At 72.7% G+C, this 16,877-nt stretch carries 17 protein-coding genes and 1 pseudogene; 9 read left to right on the forward strand and 9 right to left on the reverse strand.

What is annotated here, in order from left to right; translation table 11 throughout:
- Positions 1 to 573, reverse strand: a pseudogene (locus ABD946_RS02070) (right-handed parallel beta-helix repeat-containing protein); the annotation flags it as partial.
- Between the two features lie 137 nt (positions 574 to 710).
- Here ABD946_RS02070 and ABD946_RS02075 point away from each other — a divergent pair.
- Positions 711 to 1,775: a substrate-binding domain-containing protein gene (locus tag ABD946_RS02075; RefSeq protein ID WP_345279457.1), complete on the forward strand. Its 1,065-nt coding sequence runs from the start codon at positions 711 to 713 to the stop codon at positions 1,773 to 1,775.
- Between the two features lie 15 nt (positions 1,776 to 1,790).
- On the opposite strand, the gene ABD946_RS02080 is transcribed toward ABD946_RS02075, so the two are convergent.
- From ABD946_RS02080 to ABD946_RS02090, 3 genes are all read right to left on the reverse strand, one after another.
- Positions 1,791 to 2,228 carry a peptidase inhibitor family I36 protein gene (locus ABD946_RS02080; RefSeq protein WP_345279459.1) on the reverse strand — a complete coding sequence of 146 codons (438 nt, stop codon included), beginning with the start codon at positions 2,226 to 2,228 and terminating at the stop codon, positions 1,791 to 1,793.
- A gap of 38 nt (positions 2,229 to 2,266) precedes the next feature.
- Positions 2,267 to 2,710 carry a peptidase inhibitor family I36 protein gene (locus ABD946_RS02085; protein ID WP_345279461.1) on the reverse strand — a complete coding sequence of 148 codons (444 nt, stop codon included), beginning with the start codon at positions 2,708 to 2,710 and terminating at the stop codon, positions 2,267 to 2,269.
- A gap of 158 nt (positions 2,711 to 2,868) precedes the next feature.
- Positions 2,869 to 3,762: a DUF7916 family protein gene (locus ABD946_RS02090; protein WP_345279463.1), complete on the reverse strand. Its 894-nt coding sequence runs from the start codon at positions 3,760 to 3,762 to the stop codon at positions 2,869 to 2,871.
- A gap of 156 nt (positions 3,763 to 3,918) precedes the next feature.
- Between ABD946_RS02090 and ABD946_RS02095 the strand changes: the two genes are divergently transcribed.
- Complete coding sequence (locus ABD946_RS02095; protein WP_345279465.1) at positions 3,919 to 4,680, forward strand: GntR family transcriptional regulator; 762 nt, start codon at positions 3,919 to 3,921, stop codon at positions 4,678 to 4,680.
- Between the two features lie 16 nt (positions 4,681 to 4,696).
- On the opposite strand, the gene ABD946_RS02100 is transcribed toward ABD946_RS02095, so the two are convergent.
- The gene (locus ABD946_RS02100) at positions 4,697 to 6,709 is read right to left on the reverse strand and encodes a DUF6596 domain-containing protein (protein WP_345279467.1); all 2,013 of its coding nucleotides are present in this window, start codon (positions 6,707 to 6,709) and stop codon (positions 4,697 to 4,699) included.
- 73 nt (positions 6,710 to 6,782) lie between these two features.
- Positions 6,783 to 7,106 (reverse strand): YciI family protein, encoded by a 324-nt coding sequence (locus tag ABD946_RS02105; RefSeq protein ID WP_345279469.1) that lies wholly within the window; start codon positions 7,104 to 7,106, stop codon positions 6,783 to 6,785.
- A gap of 150 nt (positions 7,107 to 7,256) precedes the next feature.
- Here ABD946_RS02105 and ABD946_RS02110 point away from each other — a divergent pair, with 150 nt between their 5' ends.
- The 6 genes from ABD946_RS02110 to ABD946_RS02135 all read left to right on the forward strand — a co-directional run bounded on the left by ABD946_RS02110 (position 7,257) and on the right by ABD946_RS02135 (position 11,885).
- The gene (locus ABD946_RS02110) at positions 7,257 to 7,931 is read left to right on the forward strand and encodes a DUF998 domain-containing protein (RefSeq protein ID WP_345279471.1); all 675 of its coding nucleotides are present in this window, start codon (positions 7,257 to 7,259) and stop codon (positions 7,929 to 7,931) included.
- 94 nt (positions 7,932 to 8,025) lie between these two features.
- Entirely contained in the window at positions 8,026 to 8,541 is a 516-nt protein-coding gene (locus ABD946_RS02115; protein ID WP_345279473.1) for a DUF1877 family protein, read from the forward strand.
- A gap of 605 nt (positions 8,542 to 9,146) precedes the next feature.
- A complete protein-coding gene (locus ABD946_RS02120; protein ID WP_345279475.1) occupies positions 9,147 to 9,305 on the forward strand; it encodes a hypothetical protein in 159 nt (52 codons plus the stop codon).
- Positions 9,302 to 9,688 carry a hypothetical protein gene (locus tag ABD946_RS02125; RefSeq protein WP_345279477.1) on the forward strand — a complete coding sequence of 129 codons (387 nt, stop codon included), beginning with the start codon at positions 9,302 to 9,304 and terminating at the stop codon, positions 9,686 to 9,688. The genes ABD946_RS02120 and ABD946_RS02125 overlap by 4 nt, the downstream gene beginning before the upstream one ends.
- Positions 9,689 to 10,321: 633 nt before the next feature.
- A complete protein-coding gene (locus ABD946_RS02130; protein ID WP_345279479.1) occupies positions 10,322 to 11,359 on the forward strand; it encodes a D-alanine--D-alanine ligase family protein in 1,038 nt (345 codons plus the stop codon).
- A gap of 58 nt (positions 11,360 to 11,417) precedes the next feature.
- On the forward strand, positions 11,418 to 11,885 hold the full coding sequence (locus tag ABD946_RS02135) for a GNAT family N-acetyltransferase (protein WP_345279481.1): 468 nt from the start codon (positions 11,418 to 11,420) through the stop codon (positions 11,883 to 11,885).
- A 2-nt stretch (positions 11,886 to 11,887) separates the two neighbouring features.
- On the opposite strand, the gene ABD946_RS02140 is transcribed toward ABD946_RS02135, so the two are convergent.
- The 3 genes from ABD946_RS02140 to ABD946_RS42375 all read right to left on the reverse strand — a co-directional run bounded on the left by ABD946_RS02140 (position 11,888) and on the right by ABD946_RS42375 (position 16,046).
- Entirely contained in the window at positions 11,888 to 12,109 is a 222-nt protein-coding gene (locus ABD946_RS02140; protein ID WP_345279483.1) for a hypothetical protein, read from the reverse strand.
- A gap of 96 nt (positions 12,110 to 12,205) precedes the next feature.
- Positions 12,206 to 12,919, reverse strand: a complete 714-nt coding sequence (locus tag ABD946_RS02145; protein ID WP_345279487.1) for a sugar phosphate isomerase/epimerase family protein — start codon at positions 12,917 to 12,919, stop codon at positions 12,206 to 12,208.
- A 2,245-nt stretch (positions 12,920 to 15,164) separates the two neighbouring features.
- Positions 15,165 to 16,046: a DUF2264 domain-containing protein gene (locus ABD946_RS42375; protein ID WP_425558500.1), complete on the reverse strand. Its 882-nt coding sequence runs from the start codon at positions 16,044 to 16,046 to the stop codon at positions 15,165 to 15,167.
- A 234-nt stretch (positions 16,047 to 16,280) separates the two neighbouring features.
- Here ABD946_RS42375 and ABD946_RS02155 point away from each other — a divergent pair, with 234 nt between their 5' ends.
- Entirely contained in the window at positions 16,281 to 16,712 is a 432-nt protein-coding gene (locus ABD946_RS02155; RefSeq protein ID WP_345279485.1) for an ABC transporter substrate-binding protein, read from the forward strand.
- The last annotated feature ends 165 nt before the right edge of the window (positions 16,713 to 16,877 follow it).

Consider the following 16,877-nt stretch of genomic DNA (forward strand, 5'->3'; position numbering starts at 1 on the left):
GGTGGCCAGGCCCGAGACCCGGAACTGGATGCCGTTGGACCACTTGGTGGCGTCGCCGTTGACGTCGTGGACGTAGAGGTCGTCGGCGAGGTAGTGGGTGCCGACGCCGTCGGGGAGGTCGGCGATCTCCACCAGCAGGCCGTTGCGTTCGCGCTTGGTGGCGGCGGGGTCGGGGAAGGTGATCTCCAGCTCGCGCAGCTCCCACTGCTCGACGTTGTAGAGGTGGACGGCGGCCTTCTCGGTGGAGGCCGGGTCGCCCTGGACCACGGGACGGGAGGTGGAGGTGCCGTAGCCGGACAGGGTGACGGGGGAGCCGGCGGTGCCGGAGCCCTGGGGCTTGAGGGTGCCCAGGCAGGTCGCGCCGCGCCTGAGCAGGAGCTGGTCACCGGGCCCGAAGAGGTGGGCGTTGGCGGCGGCCAGGTTGTTCCAGGGGCTGGCGGCCGTGCCGGTACCGTTGGTGGGCGCGGAGCAGTCGAGGTAGTGGGCTCCCGCGGCGGCCTCGGCCGCCGGAGCGGCGGGGAGGACGGCGGCGGTGACCGCGAGGAGGGTGAGGGCTGTGCGAGGCAGGAGCATGAGTGGGGTGGACTCCTTGAGCGGTGAACGGATCACTGCAGACCGTTAGATCAAACGGCGATCGAATGATACAAAGTGATCAGACGATCGCGACAGACCCGTGCACCCGCAGACCGCAGATCTGGAGAAGGAAGCCCATGACCATCTCGGCCGACGAACGGCGGACCCGCATCACCGAGGCCGTCCGCGAGCTCGGCACGGTCCGGGTGGCGGACCTGGCGACCCGTCTCGGCATCCCGGCCGTGACCGTCCGCCGCGACGTCGCCGCCCTCGCCGAGAGCGGTCGCCTCAACCGCTCGCACGGCTCCGTCTCGCTCGCCGCCGCCGACCCGGCCGCGCCGGTCCCCACGGGTGAGCGGGTGATCGGCATGTTGGTGCCCACCGTCGGCTCCTACTTCGACGAGGTGATCGCCGGTGCCCGGACCGCCGCGGCGGCGGCCGGTGCCCGCCTGGTGCTCGGCATCGCCCCCTACGAGGCCCGCGACGACCAGGAGCAGGCCGCCCGCCTGCTCGACTCCGGCGTGGACGGCCTGCTGCTCACCCCCAACTGGCAGCCCGGCGGCCGGGCCGAGGACTCCGCCTGGCTCGGCGAGCTGCCCGTCCCCGCCGTCCTGGTGGAGCGCCGCGCGGCCCCCGAGAGCCCCGGCGCCGAACTCGACTCGGTGGTCTCCGACCACCGCCACGGCGCGCTGCTGGCACTGCGTCACCTTGCCGCCCTCGGGCACACCTCGGTACTGCTGGCCGCACGCGAGGACACCTGGACCGCCCACCAGGTCCGCACCGGCTACGCCGCGGGAGCCGAGCTGCTCGGCCTCGCCGCTCATCCGGTGATCGACCTGCACCGCCCCGGCGGCGGCCCCGCCGACCCGGCCCTGGTCGCCGAGAAGATCGCCGCGGCCGCCCGCAAGGGCACCCGCGCGGTCCTGGTCCACAACGACCAGGACGCCATCCAACTCCCGCCCGTGCTCCGATCGCTGGGCCTGGACGTGCCCGCCGACATCGCGCTGATCTCCTACGACGACGTCTTCGCCGCCCTGGCCGCGCCGCCGCTCACCGCCGTCGCCCCGCCCAAGCGGGCGGTCGGTGCCACCGCCCTGTCGCTGCTGCTGCGACGGCTGGGCGGGGAGCCCGAACTCCCCGCCCACCACATCGAGTTGCTGCCGAGCCTGAAGGTCCGCACCTCCTGCGGCGGCGCGGCCTGAGCCCGCTCGCGCCGGTCAGCAGTACTTGAACGAGCTGATCTTGTCGTTGATCCAGCCCGGCAGGTACGGCCACTCCTCGTGCGGGCCGACCTTGAACTGCAGGCCGCCGTACCAGTTGTGCTCGTAGAAGCAGATGCTGCTCCCGGTCTTGTTGACGAGCGAGGAGGCGACGTCCTGCATGCCCTTGTCGCCGGCCGGGCCGCGGCCCAGCTTTCCCATGTCGCCGACGTTCTGGTTCGAGCCGTAGGAGCCGTACTTGGACTCCAGGGCGAAGTTGTGGTGGATGAAGTTGGCCTCCGGCCAGAGGCAGACGTAGCCGTCCGGGCAGGAGCCGGCGCCGTGGCTGATGTCGTAGACACTGGCGGCGTTGGCCGAGGTGGACAGGGCGAGGGTCAGTCCGGCCGCGAGGGCGGCGGAGACGCCGAACTTGGCGAGCTTGGTCTTGGTGAACACGGTGGGCCTCTTCTCGGGATCGGTGGGTCTACGGGGGGTCAGCAGTACTTGAAGGAGCTGATCCTGTCGTTGATCCATCCCGGCACCGAGGCCCACTTCTCGTGCGGGCCGACCCGGAACTCCAGGCCGCCGTAGTTGTTGTGCTCGTAGAAGCAGATGGCGCTCCCGGTGTTGTTCACCACCGAGGAGGCCTCGTCCTGCATCCCCTTCCAGCGCCAGAGCTTGCTCTCGAAGACGATCTTCCCCATGTCGGCCGTGTTCTCGTCCGAGCCGACCGCGCCGTAGTCGGTGCCGCCCTTGGGGTTGCCCCGGACGAAGTTGTTGTCGCTCCACAGGCAGACCCAGTTGGCCGGGCAGCTGCCCGAGCCGCTGCTGACGTCCTTGAGCACGGAGGCGTTGGCCGGTACGGCCGTGGCGAGCAGGGCCCCGGTCAGGGCGGCGGTTCCCAGGGCGAGACGTACGGCGGTGGTGCGAAGCTTCACGGTGAACTCCTCTGCGGTGACTGTTCGGTGCTGCCCCGGGTTCCGTTCTCCCGGGTGCAGCACCACAGTGCCGCCGCGGCCGTACCGGCGGCCTCAGTCATCTGACTGCCCGTCAGGGTACGGAGGATCGGCTCACCGGCCGCCGCGAGGGCCCGGCCTCAGCCACGCTTGCGAACGTTGCGGGCCATCCGGATCCAGGTGTGCCGGCGGCCGCGGATCGCCACCGAGTAGTCGTACATGAACTCGGGGTCCATCGCGCCGGACACGAAGGCGTCCCCGAAGTGGTGCGCATCGACCCCGATCTCCTTGGCGTTCAGGGCGAGTTGGGGCACCAGATTGCGGTGCGAGCCCTCCTGGCTGGTGCCGATGGTGCCCATCGCGATCGCCCCGGCCGCGTGGATGCGCCGCACGGCCTCGGCGGCGATCTCCCGGGTGACGCCCGGGACGGTGCCGGGCAGCGGGACCAGGACGCCGTCCGCCCCGGCCTCGGCCACCGCCGCCATGCCCGCCGCGTCCAGCGGCTCGGAGCGCCCGGCCAGGTGCATCTTCCCGGACCAGATCGCGGCGTCCTCGCCGAGCGCGGACCTCAACTGCTCGCTGGTGCGGGCGATGTCGGCCAGGCCGGCCCCGGTCGCCGGGTTGGCGGTGACGCAGAGCATCGCGGCTCCCTGGTCGATCAGGCGGCGGGCGTTCTCCACGGTGGCCTTGCGGCCCTCGGGCACCGTGCCCGGCTCCAGGTTGACGCCGATCGGCCGCCCGACGAAGTCCGAGAGCTCGGCCAGCGTGGCGAACTCGCCGAGCACCGGCAGCCGCCAGCGCTCGCCGTCGAAGACCGTCTCCACCAGGTTGAGGACGACGAGGTCGGCGCCGAAGGCCGCCGCGATCTCGATGTTGGAGACCCCGCCGGTCTCGTGCGCGCCGGCCAGCATCGCGGTGTTCGGCCAGACCTCGCCGACCATGGTGCGGCCCTCGCTCTCCGCGACGGCGGCGGTCAGGGCGCGGCCGCGCAGGGCGGTGAGCTGGGCGCCGTCGAGGTCGAGGATGCGGGTCATGGGAGGTCCTTCCGTTCGAGGAGCACGGGGCGCGGGCCCCGGCGTGGTGTCTCCCCCCCTCCGGACACCTTCAGGTATACCAGAGCGATACCAGATGAAAGCCGGACCAAAGTCCCGTGCCGCCGTGCCGGACGCCCCCGACCGAGAGGACCGCAGGTGCCTGCCGACCCCGTCCTGGAGCCCGTCGCCGCCGACGCCGGCCAGCCGCCGTACGTCCTCGCCCAGCAGGCGATCCAACACGCCGTCGCCACCGGCGCGTTCGGCCCCGGCCGGCGGCTGCCCTCCGAGCGCCACCTCTGCGAGCAGCTCGGCATCAGCCGCTCCACCCTGCGCCGCACCCTCAAGGCACTGGAGGAGCAGGGCCTGGTGGAGTCCTCCGAACGGCGAGGCTGGCGGGTGCGGCAGATCGGCCACAGCCACGCCCCGGAGACCTCCGGCCTGCTCGGCTTCGCCGACTTCAACCGCTCGCTGGGCCGGGTGGTCACCGCCCGGGTGCTCGGCACCCGGACCAGACCGGCCGGCTCCGAGGAGGCCGAACGGCTCCGGGTGCCGACCGGCTCGGCGCTGTTCGAGCTGCGGCGACTACGCCTCCTGGACGGGCTGCCGATCTGCGTCTCGCACGACCTGGTCCCGCTCGCGGTGGCCCCCGAGCTGCCCGCCGCCGACTTCACCACCGCCTCGGTCTTCGCCCAGCTCACCGCCGCCGGCCACGCCCCGGTCTCGGCCCGCTACACCGCCCGGGCCGCCCTGGCCGACGCCGGCCAGCGCCGGCTGCTCGAACTGCGCGGCCCCTCCGCCGTCTTGACCACCGAACGGCTCTCGTTCGACGAGGGCGGCAGCCCGTGCGCCGACAGCCACGAGACCTACCGCGCGGACCGCTACGAGCTGCGGCTGACCCTCGGGCCCGGTGGGTTCTGACCGGGGCCACCGGAGGTCAGGGCTTGAGACGGCTCAGGGTGAGCCCGCCGCTGGCCCGCTTGAAGAGGTACTCGGCCCGCTCGTAGGAGAGCCGGGCCCGGCCGGTGTCCGGGCAGAGGTCGGCGGTGGGCAGCCGGGCCGGGCCCGGGCGGCGGTCGGTCAGGAACAGCGGGCCCCGGGTGCGGCCGGCCAGCAGCTCGGGGAGCAGCCGGGCGGTGCCGGAGCGCCAGCCGATGCCGTTGCGGGCGCGGCGGTCCTCCAGGTCCAGGTCCTCGACGTTCAGGGCCAGCACGGCCTTCACCCCGGCGCCGGACTCGCTGAGCAGCCGCCACAGCACGTGCTCGCGGACGGTCGGCCCGGGCAGCGCGCAGAGCGCGTCCAACCGGGTCGGACCGACCGCCTCGGCGGCCCGGCGCCCCGGCTCGGGGCGGCGTTCCAACGCCGCCGCCAACTCCTGGGCCAGGCCCGGCAGTCCGGCCCAGAGGGCGAAGGAGCGTACGGCCGCGCGGTGCCGGTTCCAGGTGCGTCCGGCAGCGCTGCCCCAGGCCGCGGCGAACACCCCGGCCACCTGATCGGCCGTCAGCCCGTCCAGCGGCCGGCCCTCCCCGAGCGCCAGGCAGAGCCGCCGCACGGTCTGCCCGTAGGAGCGGACGGTCGAGGCGTCCAGCTCCGGGCGGGCCAGGAAGGCGCGGGTGGCCGGGCCGAGGGCCGGGCCCGCCGCAGGGTCGGTGCCGGGGGCGGCGCCGGGCTCCGTGAGGGCGTCGGCGCGGGCCAGCAGGAAGGCGCGTTCGGCGGCGTTGCGGGTGAGTTCGGCCGCCCGGCGGAACTCCAGCCGGGCCTCGGCCGGCCGGTGCAGCCGGGCCAGCAGGTCACCCCGGACGCTCGGCAGCAGGTGGTAGTCGCGCAGCGCGGGCTCGGCGGTCAGTTCGTCGGCCAGGTCGAGCCCGGCCTGCGGGCCACGGGCCATGCCGACCGCCACCGCCCGGTTCAGCCGGACCACCGGCGTGGGCAGCAGCCGGGCCAGCGCCCCGTACAGGGCGGCGATCTGCGTCCAGTCGGTGGCCTCGGCGGTCGGTGCCTGGGCGTGGCAGACCGCGATGGCGGCCTGGAGCACGTACGGGCCGGGCGCGCTGCCGCCGACTTCGCGGGCGCGGAGCATCGCGGTGAAGCCGCGGCGGATCAGCAACTGGTCCCAGCGGCCCCGGTTCTGCTCGTGCAGCAGCACCGGTTCGCCGGACGGGCCGGTGCGGGCGGCCGAGCGCGAGGCCTGGATCTCCATCAGCGCCACCAGGCCGTGCACCTCGGCCTCGCGCGGGGCCAGCACCGCCAGCAACCGGCCCAGCCGGAGCGCCTCCTGACAGAGGCCGGGGCGCATCAGGTCGTCGCCGGAGGTGGCCGAGTAGCCCTCGTTGAAGATCAGGTAGACCACCTCCAGGACGGAGGCCAGCCGCCCCGCGAGCTCCTCGCCCTCCGGCAGCTCGAAGGAGACCCGCCGCTCGGCCAGGGTCCGCTTGGCCGCGGCGATCCGCCGGGTGATCTCGGGGGTGGTGGAGAGGAAGGCGCGGGCGATCTCGGCGGGGGTGAGGCCGCCGAGCAGACGGAGCGTCAGGGCGGCCCGCTGGGCGGCGGGCAGCACGGGGTGGCAGGAGACCAGCATCAGCCGGAGCATGTCCTCCGGGTCGTCGCCGCTCTCGTCGTCCCCGCCTCCGCCCTCGCCCGGAGTCGGGTCCTGGTGCCGTGCCTGGAGCTGCTCCTGCGTCAGCTCGTGGGCCAGCCGGCCCTGATGGCGCTCGTGCAGCTGGGAGCGGCGGATGTGGTCCACCGCGCGGCGTCGGGCGATGGTGGTCAGCCAGGCACCCGGGTTGTCCGGCACACCGGTGCGCGGCCACTGCTCCAGCGCCGCGACCAGGGCGTCCTGGGCCAGCTCCTCGGCCAGCCCGACGTCGCGGACCGTCCGGACCAGACCGGCGATGATCTTCGCCGACTCCAGCTTCCAGACCGCGTCGATCGTCCGGCGGGTATCCAGCACGCTCCTCATCCCACCACACCGGCCCCGGCACGCGGGACGCGCACCGGGGCCGTGGCCGTCGACGGTGGGTGGATCAGCCGGTGAACACCTGCTGGAGGCGGCTCTGGCCGTCACCGACGATCCGGCGGAAGCGGCGGGCCAGCTCGACCGCCTCCTCCGGCGAGCGGACCTCGACCAGGGCGAAGCCGGCCACCGCCTCCTTGGCCTCGGCGAACGGGCCGTCGGTCACCGTGATCTCCTCGCCCTCGGAGGAGACCAGGATCGACTCGGCGGCCAGCCCGCCGGTGGCCAGCAGGACACCGGAGGCGGTCAGCTCCTCGATGAAGGCGCCCATCTCGGCGAAGAGCTTCTCGTCGGGGACGGCGCTGTGGGCGTTGGTGGTCATCAGGTAACGCATGGGGTGCTCCTCGGGGGTGGGTCGGTTTCTGCTTCCACCGGTACGTCGAACGAGGTGATGTGACAGGGAACGGTCGCTGTTCCCCGTCACATCGACCCGGACGACGTACCGGCGAGGAACCGCTCACCGCCCCGGAAGGAAGCACCCCCCATGACCGTCTTCACCGCCTCGTCCACCGCTGCCGCCGCCGTCCGTCCCCGCTCCCGCACCCGTGCGCTGCTCGCCCTCGGGGCGGCGGCCGTGCCGGTCTGGACGGTGGTGGCGACGGCCCAGGTCCTCACCCGGGAGGGCTTCTCGCTCCTCCGGCACCCGCTCAGCATCCTCAGCAACGGCCCGCTCGGCTGGGTGCAGATCACCAACTTCCTGGTGGTCGGCCTGCTGATGACCGCCGGAGCGGCCGGGCTGCGCCGGGCGATGCGGGGGCAGGCCGGCTCCACCTGGGTGCCCCGGCTGGTCCGCCTCGGCGGGCTCGGCATGACGGCGGCCGGCGTCTTCGTGATGGACCCGGCCGACGGCTTCCCGGTCGGCACCCCGGCCGGAGCGCCCACCGCCCTCAGCTGGCACGGCTACGCCCACATGGCCGCCGGCTCGGTCACCTTCCTCTCCTTCATCGCGGCCTGCTACCTCCTGGGCCGCCACTACCGTCTGGCCGGCGACCGCACCTCCGCCGTGCTCTCCCGGACCGCCGGCACCGCCCTGCTGCTCGGCAACGGCTGGGCGATGAGCGGCGGCCCGGCCGGCTCGCTGACCCTGGCCGTCGGCGTGATCACCGCGATGGCGTGGATCTCCCTGGTCTCCGCCCGCCTGTGCCGGACCGCCGCCTGAGCCGGACCGCCGCCTGACCGCCCGTCAGTACCCGCGGCCCGGCCCTGCGAAAACGCGGGTGCCCGGGCCGGTGGCGTTCGGCGATACTCCGGGCATGGCCCTGCACCAGCAGCTCGCACGCGTGAGCACCGAGTACCTCGACGCCTGCCGCCGTGCGGCCGCGGCCTCGGCCGACGGCGATCCCGGATGGGGCCCGCCGTCCGAGGACGAGATCGATCTCGACTGGGCCGCCTGGGGGTTGGGCAACTACCTGCGGTGGGCCGAGGGCGATCCGGAGCTGATCCGCACCCTGGAGCGCAGCCTCGACGGTGACGATCCGTCGGCGGTCCGGTACCTCGACCACCTGGAGTTCTACGACCGCATGGGCGAGCCGCCCGCGTTGCTCGTCCCGTCGGCGGTCGCCGAACTCTCGGCCCGGCTCGACGCCGTGGACACCGCAGCGCTGTTCGCGCGCTTCCCGGAGGACCGCGAACTGGCGGCCTCGGTGACCAAGTTGGGCCTCGGTGGCACCTACACCCTGGAGTGGATCGCCCGGCACTTCGCGATGCTCCGGGAGTTCTACCGGGGGGCTGCCGCCCGGGGGCTGGCCGTGGTGGTCTGGGTGGACTGACCCGCTGCGGGGTCGGTCCGTGCCGGTGGCGGCGAGGACCGTGACGCGGTGGCCATCGCTTCGGTGCTCTCTCCGGTCGGGGCGGGAGCGGCCGAGTGCAGTCAGGGGGCGCACGGCCCGCCCCTGGTCCGTGCGCTGATGCGCCGTCACCCGTGTGGGTGTCATGGTGGGCGAAACTGGCAGACCGTGACACGGCCGGCCGCAGAATCGGCCGGATGGATGACGCCCCCGACTGCCCACCGTCTCCGCCCCCGCCGCCCTGCCCCCCACCGGCCGGACCGCCGTGGCACTGGCCGCACCACTGGCTGTGGTCCTGCCACGCGCCTTCGCCGACTCCTTCGCCGACGCCCGGTCCGAGCACGAAGCCCACGCCCGGTCCCACGCCTTCGGTGACGGTCCTTCCGCCGTCCGCGAGTGCGGCGCCGACGCCGACTCCGACGCCGGTCACCGCCCCCGGCCGGACCGAGGTCGCGGCGCCCCGCCCGTCCGCCGTCCGCCCGGTCCCGACTCCGTTGCGATCGGCGCGGGAGTCCCCGTCCTCGTCCGCGCCGCCGCCCCCGACAACGCCGCCGCCCGTCCCGTCGCCGTCCGCGACCCAGGCCGTCGTGCTGGCGGCGCCCCCCGCCCCGCCGGTGGTGCCGCCGTCCGCAGGGGAGTTGGACCCGATGGTGTGGTCCACCGTGCTGCTGCTGGTGGTCCTGCTGCCGTCCGCCGTGGCGGCCCTTCTGCAACCCGTCCTGCGCAACCACCGGAGCCGCTCGTGAACCTGCTGTCCCTGCTCGGGGCCCTCGCCGCCGTCACCGTCGCCATGACCGGTCTGGCCGTCGGCCACCGCTTCCGTCCGGTACGGGTCGAGGGCGAGCCGGAGCCGGAGCCGCACGCCGTGCTGCTCACCATCGGCTCCGGCATCCTCTCCGGCTTCGTGCTGCTCACCGGCTTCCTGGTGGCCACCGGCTGGGCCGCCCGCACCACCCACGTGCTGCCGCCGCTCGGGCTGTACGCGGCCGACGTCTGCGCGGGCGTCGCCGTCCTGCTCTACCCGGCGCTCGCGGGGCTGCCGGTGACGTCCCGTCACGTCACCGCCGTCGCCTTCTTCAGTGCCCTGGTCGGTTACACCCTCACCGCGGCCTTCCAACTGCGGCCGTGAACGCGACCGCGGGCTGATGCTGCCGGGTGTCCCGTTCGGACGGCTCTCCGCGGCGCGGTGGGCTCGGCGGCTCCCGGGCGGGCCGGTCCGGAGGCCGGGTCGCGGTCTGCCGCGTGGACTGCCCCGCCGGACACGGGCGACTGCCCGGTGCGGTCGCCGCGGCGCCTCCCCGCTGCCTCCGGGGCCGTTTCGCGGGTGCGTGGTGCTTCCCCGCGTCCGGCCCCTCACCCGTGGTGACGTGCGGGGATGCCCGCCGGGAGGAGGGTCGGGTGTCCGGGGAGGCAGGCGCCGGTGGGCCCCCGGGCACTGTTGGGCCGCGGTGGTTGACGGCCGGTCGGCCACCACGGAGGCTGGGTTCAGCCCGTCTGCCGGGCCCGTCGCCCGGCCCCGTGCCGACGTCCCCCCAGAACCCAATGTCGGTCCGGCCCGGTCACTGCTCGCCCGGGCCGGGGCCGGGCGACGCTTCTCCCTCCACAGCCGCAGTCCCTGACCCCGAGTCACCCCGCCACCGCCCCGCGGCCCGAGGCGGGCCGGCCGGGCCCGGGCTGCCGCGAAGGGTCGGCCCCGCACCGCTGACCCCGTTTCATCTCCTCGCCGCCCCGTGGCCGGAGGCCGGTCCGGCAGAATCGGGGGATGCGAATCGTGATCTTGTGTGGTGGGGAGAGCCCGGAGCGGGACGTGTCGTCGGCCTCCGGCCGGGCCGTCGCGGCGGCGCTGCTGGAGCGCGGGCACGAGGTGGTGCTGGTCGACCCGGCGGCGTCGGAGCCGGTGCTGGCCGGTCCGCTGCGGCCGGGGGACGCGGTGGCGGCGTTCGCGGTGCCCGAGGAGCCGCCGGTGCTGGCGGATCAGGGGGCGTGGCGGCGGCGGATGCACGCGGCCCTGACGGGCGGTCCGGTGCTGGAGCTGCTGCGCGGTGCGGACGTGGTCTTCCTGGCGCTGCACGGTGGTTGGGGCGAGGACGGGCACGTGCAGGCGCTGTTGGAGATGGCGGGGGTGCGCTTCACCGGGGCGGGCAGCGCCGCCTGTGCGGCGGCCTGGCACAAGGGGCGGGCGCAGGCCGTGCTCGGGGCGGCCGGGCTGCCGGTGGTGCGACGGGTGCTGTGGGGGCCGGCGGAGCGGGAAGTCCCGAAGGCCGTACGGGAGTTGGTCGAGCAGGGGCCGGTGGTGGTGAAGCCGGCCGCGGACGGTTCCAGCGTCTCGGTCCACCGGGTCGGCACGGAGGAGGAGTTGGAGCGGGCGGCGGCCGACGTGGCCGAGCGGGGGCTGGAGTTCCTGGTGGAGCCGTTCCTGCCCGGGCGCGAGTTCACGGTGGCGGTGGTGGGTGGCCGTGCCCTGCCGGTGGTGGAGATCGAGCTGACCACCCCGCTGTTCGACTACGCGGCCAAGTACCAGCCGGGCGCGGTGCGGGAGCTCTGCCCGGCCCCCGTGGACGAGGCGTTCGCGGCCCGGCTCCAGGAGCTGGCGCTGGCCGCCCACGGCGCCCTGGGCTTCGGGGCGCGTTCCTACTCGCGCACCGACTTCCGCTGCGACGCGGACGGCGAGCCGATGTGCATCGAGGTGAACGCGCTGCCCGGCCTGACCGCCACCAGCCTGTTGCCGCTCGCGGCGGCCGGGGCCGGCTGGAGCTACCCGGAGCTGACGCAGCGGATCCTGGACCTGGTCGAGGGCTGAGCCGCCGCGGGGGACCCTGGTGCCGTCGTTGCGGCCGACGGGTCCCTAAGCTGCGGGTATGCCGAGCAAACTGAGCCTTGCCGAGATCACGCCCGACAACCTGGACGCCGCGATCGCCGTCCGGGTGCACCCGGAGCAGGAGCACGTGGTGTCGTCGGTGGTGAAGTCGCTGGCGGAGGCGTACGTCCACCCCGGGGTGGCCTGGCCTCGGTTGATCATGGACGGTGACCGGGTGGTCGGCTTCCTGATGGCCTTCCTGGCCATCGACTGGTTCGGTGACGGCAGCGGCGACGTCCGGTCCGGACTGTGGCGGCTCAACATCTCCGCCGAGGCGCAGGGGCGCGGCTACGGGCGCTTCGCGGTGCAGGAGGTGGCGGCCGAGATCCGCCGCCGCGGCGGCCGCCGGCTCTTCGTCACCTGGCACCAGGGCCCGGCCAGCCCGGAGAACTTCTACCTGGGCCTGGGCTTCCGCCCCACCGGCGAACTGAGCGACGGCGAGATCGTCGGGGTCCTGGAACTGATCTGACCTCAGGAGCCGTCGCCGCCACTGCCGCCGCCGTCACCGCCGACGTACGGCTGGGTGGCGCGGCGGCGGTTCGACTTGCCGAAGGCCTCGGCGGTGGCGGTGAGGATCCGGATGGCCGTGACGACGCCGTGGGTCCAGCGGGGGCCGCCGCGCTCGGCCCAGAGGATGCAGACGCAGCCGAACGCGACGAAGGCGAGCAGGGCGACGAGCAGCAGATCGATCATGTTCCCCACCTGAGGCGCTAGGTGTCGTGAGTGGGGATCATCGCAGATCGGAGGTGGTACGGGTACCCCTGGCGGGCAGGTGTGCCCGAACGGGAATCAGCTGGGCCTGGGGCGGGCGAGGAGCGGTGCGAAGGGGGCGGCGGCGGGGTGCCAGGGGGCCTCGTACTCCCAGGAGACCCACGCGGTCGGGGGGAGGAGGGCGAGGCAGTCGGCGAGTGGGAGGGTGCCGGAGCCGAGCGGGAGGGGAGTGAGGTCCTCGGGGGAGGCGATGTCCTTCACCTGGGTGTAGCCGAGCCAGGGGGCGAGGGCGGTGTGGGAGTCGGCGGGGGTCTCGCCGGCCAGGTGGGTGTGCATCAGGTCCCAGAGGCCGCCGACGGCGGGGGAGCCGACGGCGGCGGCGAGCCGGGCGACGGCGCGGGCGGAGCGGTGGGTGTCGTGGGTCTCGACCAGGACGCGGACGCCGAGCGCGGTGGCGGTCGGGGCGATGGCGGTCAGGCGGCGGACGGCAGTGGCGTCGTTGCCCCGCGGGAAGACCCGGACGTACGGGGCGCCGAGGTCGGCGGCCAGCCGGAGGTGGGCGGTGAGCTCGGCGAGGACGGGGCCGTCCTCGCCCGGTTCGGCGATCCGGAGGTAGGAGCAGACGGCGAGGGGCAGCACGCCGGAGGTGGTGAACTGCCGGGCCAGGGCGGTGCGTTCGGCGGTGCCGAGGTCGAGGTGGACCGGCTCGCCGGGGGTGCAGCGCAGTTCGACGCCGTCCCAGCCGTGCTCGGTGGCCAGGCGCAGGACCTCGGGGACGGGGAGGCCGGGCAGGGTCCTAGAGGACGCTTTGACCGATGTGAGCTGAGAAGGCCCACCTCATCGCCGACACACTCTCACACCGGGTGGTGAACGCGGCAGAAGCCAGGCCCACGCATTGTGGTGACGTGGAAAAGCGCCAGCGTACCGTCGTCGGCGCCACCCCCCCCACCAGTGGATAGTGTGCTAAGCGTGAGGGGCGGTGAAACGCGACGGAGGGGGGAAGGGCCGTCAGGGGGAGTTTGCCGGACCGAGGGCCGGGGCGTGCAGCGCGAAGAACACCCGCGAGTAGAGCGCGGCGGCCGTGCAGGGAAGACTCGGGCGGACTTTTTTGGACGTGCCCTGTCGGCATTTCTTCGTAACGGCAGACCGTAGGGTGCCCCGAGTTCATGGTGGTTGGGCGTCAGTGGCGGTGTAAGACCCGGTGGGAGCACCGGGCTAGTGGCAGCGAGGAGTGCAGACGGGCGGCGGTTTTTTTTTTTTTGACGGCCCAGCCGGTCTGGCGAGGCAGGCGGGGTGACCGGGTGGCACACGCGACCTCGGTGACCAGGTGTGAGGAGGACCTCGACGGGCGGTGCGGGCTCAGGCTGAGGAATGCCGAGGGTGAATACAGAGACGAGGATGTCCTGGGCGGGGTAGATGGGGGTGTGTGGTTGTTGTTGGATCGTGGATGTGGGGAGAGAGGCCACGGCACAGCGGCGGCCGGGTGCCCGATGCGTTTGCACACTGGATCGGACTGCCGCGTCGCCGGTGGGGCGCCGTTGATCGTATAACCGAAGTGGTTGTGTCCGGAGGGAGGGCAGAGAGCGGGGGGACACATAAGTGAGACGGATGAATTATAGAGTGACGGGTCAATCTGTTTTCCCCCACGAGAGCAGCGGTCCAGCTCACTCGGAAACCGAGCTCAGTCAAGAAGTAATCAAGAACGCATGGGGAAAGTTGCTAGTAGTGTAGAGAGCAAGGTGCGATGGGAGTACTCAGATCGCAGCAATAAAAACAGCAATAGTCCATAAGCATACTGAGACAGACGGGTGGTCTAACTGGGACGATGGCGACAAAACACAACGGAGAGCCAAGGACATGAGAGAAGACCTGATACCAAGCTACTGGGACGTTGAGGAATTAAGGAGCAGGTGCATGTAACGGCCGATGGCCCCACAAGGACTCCAAAAGCTGTACGCCAAAGGAAAGGGCCCGCGCTTTTTGCTGCGCACCCCCCACACAAGAGGTTGGTAGTCACCTGATAATGGGGACTCCGCTGAAACGGAGGGACAGGGAGAGCCCCCTCCACTACGGGAAAACTTTTTGAAGGAAACGGGTTTTGAAAAAGAAAGAGGGAAATAACGGAGATATTGGAGGTAAGGTCACGCCCCCCCTCTCCCCCTAACGCCTGGGAAGCAGATCTGTCCATAACGCGTTCTGCTCACCGAGTAGCCAGTTCCCAGCGGGACGAGAAGTCGGACCGGAACAGAGCTGCACGAATGTCTGTGATGCGGCACAGTGGCCTGGGGTACCAGTGTGAAGAGTTTCCAGCAAAGCAGTGTCTGAGTGCCACAGCCACAAGGATGGGAACTTGTCAGCTACTTTTTTTTTTTGGGGCGAAGTCCCGGAGACGATTCTACGCAGGCCATCTACGTCCCAGGCCCGGTGGCGGGTACTGCGGCCGGCGAGCGACTTACGGTTGGTTTGTGGGGGCCGGCTTGGTCGGGTAGCGGGGCGTGGCGGTGGAGTGGGCGATAGCGGGCGTACAGAGGCGGTCGTCCGGCAGTAGCCGCTCCGCCGTCGGGGGGCTGGTCGTACGCTGGCCGTGGTTGTGCACCCGGACCAGCCCGTCTGGCGGCCGTAGACTGCACCAGTAGGCCGGGGGCGCCAACGGCCGGACGAGCTCGGCAGTTCGGCGGTTGCGGTCTGTTCGTGGCGGTCCAAGCGAGGTGATCGGCGGGGAGCAGCAGGCCGAGGACAGCCCTTGCTCGACCAGCTAGGCGACCGGCGCGCCGGAAAACACCCCACCCCCCCCAAACCCCCACCCCCAACACCCAACCCCCCCCAACCAACCGATTAGTCTGAACCATCGGGGGTGCGCGCCCTTAACAGCCGAGGCTGAGCAAGGCCGCGCCGGTCGGCACGCCGCAGGTCGACGGAAAGTGCCGCAGCGCGCCGGAAGGCCATCCGCCTGTCGGTGCCGGGGGTCAGCAGGGTGTGGCCCGTGACAGGGCGCCGAGCCCAAAGAGCCAGGGCCCCGGCCGCGGCGTGACGTAGATCAGGGACCGCCCCTGGTGCAGCGGGGCGCCGTCGGCGCCGAAGGTTGCGGCGTAGCCGTCGAGGTGGCCGGCCAGGCGGGCGACGTGGCGGGCGACCAGCTCGGCGTCGCCGACAGGTGGGCGTCGCCAAGCAAGGGGTAGAGGTGCAGGGCCCAGCGTATGTAGTGTTCGACGCGCGCGGGCGGCCAGTCGGTGTACCAGCCCTCGCCGAGGTACCAGCCGTCCAGCTTGGCCAGCCCCCGGGTACGGCGCCCGGCAGGCCTCGGCGTCGGTGCCGCCCCTCCTCCCCCCCCAGCAGGCCGGGGTCGGTGGCGTCTAGCTCGACCGCAGGAAAGACCGGCCACCGTAGAGCGGGAACGACCGGTGCCAAGTTGTTGTCGACCGGTTCGCGGTGGAGGGCGGCGGCCAGCCAGCGGGCGGCGCGGAGCGTGCGGACGGCGCGTGGTCCAGGAAGCTCCCAGAGCCAGGGGCGGGTGAGTGCGCAGGGCGAGGGCGATCGAGGCGGCCTCGACATCGGCTGGGCCCCGGTCGGTGATCGGGGGCCAGGCCTCCGCCGAGGCCGGGTCGGTGCCGGTGGCCAGGCCGGCGGCGTAGCGCTCCAGCAGGCCGGTGGGGTCCTCGCCCCGGGCGCCGGCGGTGCGGAAGGCGGCGAGCAGGAAGGTGCGGGCGTAGCCCTCCAGGCCGTCCGAGGCGGGGCCGGACCAGCTGGGGCGGGGGCCCGGCAGGTCGATCCGGGCCAGGCCGGGGGAGGCGTACGGGCGGACGGCGGCCAGCAGACCGTCTGCGGCGGCCTCCCAGTGGGCCCTGGTCCAGCCGGTGTGCGGGCTGAGGGCGCGGTCCTCCGCGGGGAGCGGGAAGGGAGCGGGCATGGCGGCTGGCATGGGTGTCCTCCGTCCGGGGCTTACCGGGCCGAATCTAGGAGGAGGGTGATCACCCGTCAAGGTCGGGCGATCAAATGATCGATACAGAGATCAGATCGGATCATTCGATCCAGATCTCTTGACTCCGATCGGAGGGCGGCCCAAGATGGCGGTCACACCTCGTCAGATCGTCGTAAGAACGGTGATCCGGCATCAAAGCGGTGCAATTCCCCCCTCACTGCCAGGAGCCGAGCCATGTCCGCTAACCCCACCCGCCCCCGCAGAGCCCTCCTGCTCGGCGCCTGCGCGCTCTCGCTCGCCCTGCTCACCGCCTGCGGCAGCGGTGGCTCCGGCTCCACCCAGGCGGCCGCGGGCGAGCAGGCCACCGACGGCAAGCCGGTCACGCTCACCTTCTGGGGCTGGGCCAAGGGCACCAAGGACGTGGTGGCCGCGTTCAACGCCTCCCACCCGAACGTCCAGATCACCTTCGAGGAGATCCCCTCGGGCAACGCGGGCGGCTACGCCAAGATCGCCAACGCGGTGAAGGCGGGCAACGCCCCCGACGTCTTCAACGTCGAGTACCCCCAGCTGCCCGACTTCGTCAGCCAGGGCGCGGTGCAGGACATCTCCAAAGCTGGTCACCGCCGAACTCTAAGGCCAAGTACCTGCCGCAGGCCATCGAACTGACCACCCTGGGCAGGCAAGAACTGGGCGCTGCCGCTGGAAAGCGGCCCCGCAGTCCTTCTACTACCCGCAAGGACTCTTACGAGAAGGCCGCATCACCGCCCCGCCCAAGACCTGGGACGAGTTCCGCACCGCCGCCCAGAAGCTCAAGCAGGCCGACCCAACACC

Origin of the sequence: Kitasatospora albolonga, from assembly GCF_039535905.1 — a bacterium.
In the GTDB taxonomy this organism is placed as follows: domain Bacteria; phylum Actinomycetota; class Actinomycetes; order Streptomycetales; family Streptomycetaceae; genus Kitasatospora; species Kitasatospora albolonga.

Coding starts and splice junctions, on each gene's coding strand:
- ABD946_RS02155 (WP_345279485.1), top strand. CDS start 16,281: ATGTCCGCTAACCCCACCCGCCCCCGCAGAGCCCTCCTGCTCGGCGCC.
- ABD946_RS42375 (WP_425558500.1), bottom strand. CDS start 16,046: ATGCCAGCCGCCATGCCCGCTCCCTTCCCGCTCCCCGCGGAGGACCGC.
- ABD946_RS02130 (WP_345279479.1), top strand. CDS start 10,322: ATGCGAATCGTGATCTTGTGTGGTGGGGAGAGCCCGGAGCGGGACGTG.
- ABD946_RS02135 (WP_345279481.1), top strand. CDS start 11,418: ATGCCGAGCAAACTGAGCCTTGCCGAGATCACGCCCGACAACCTGGAC.
- ABD946_RS02105 (WP_345279469.1), bottom strand. CDS start 7,106: ATGCGTTACCTGATGACCACCAACGCCCACAGCGCCGTCCCCGACGAG.
- ABD946_RS02075 (WP_345279457.1), top strand. CDS start 711: ATGACCATCTCGGCCGACGAACGGCGGACCCGCATCACCGAGGCCGTC.
- ABD946_RS02115 (WP_345279473.1), top strand. CDS start 8,026: ATGGCCCTGCACCAGCAGCTCGCACGCGTGAGCACCGAGTACCTCGAC.
- ABD946_RS02110 (WP_345279471.1), top strand. CDS start 7,257: ATGACCGTCTTCACCGCCTCGTCCACCGCTGCCGCCGCCGTCCGTCCC.
- ABD946_RS02090 (WP_345279463.1), bottom strand. CDS start 3,762: ATGACCCGCATCCTCGACCTCGACGGCGCCCAGCTCACCGCCCTGCGC.
- ABD946_RS02140 (WP_345279483.1), bottom strand. CDS start 12,109: ATGATCGATCTGCTGCTCGTCGCCCTGCTCGCCTTCGTCGCGTTCGGC.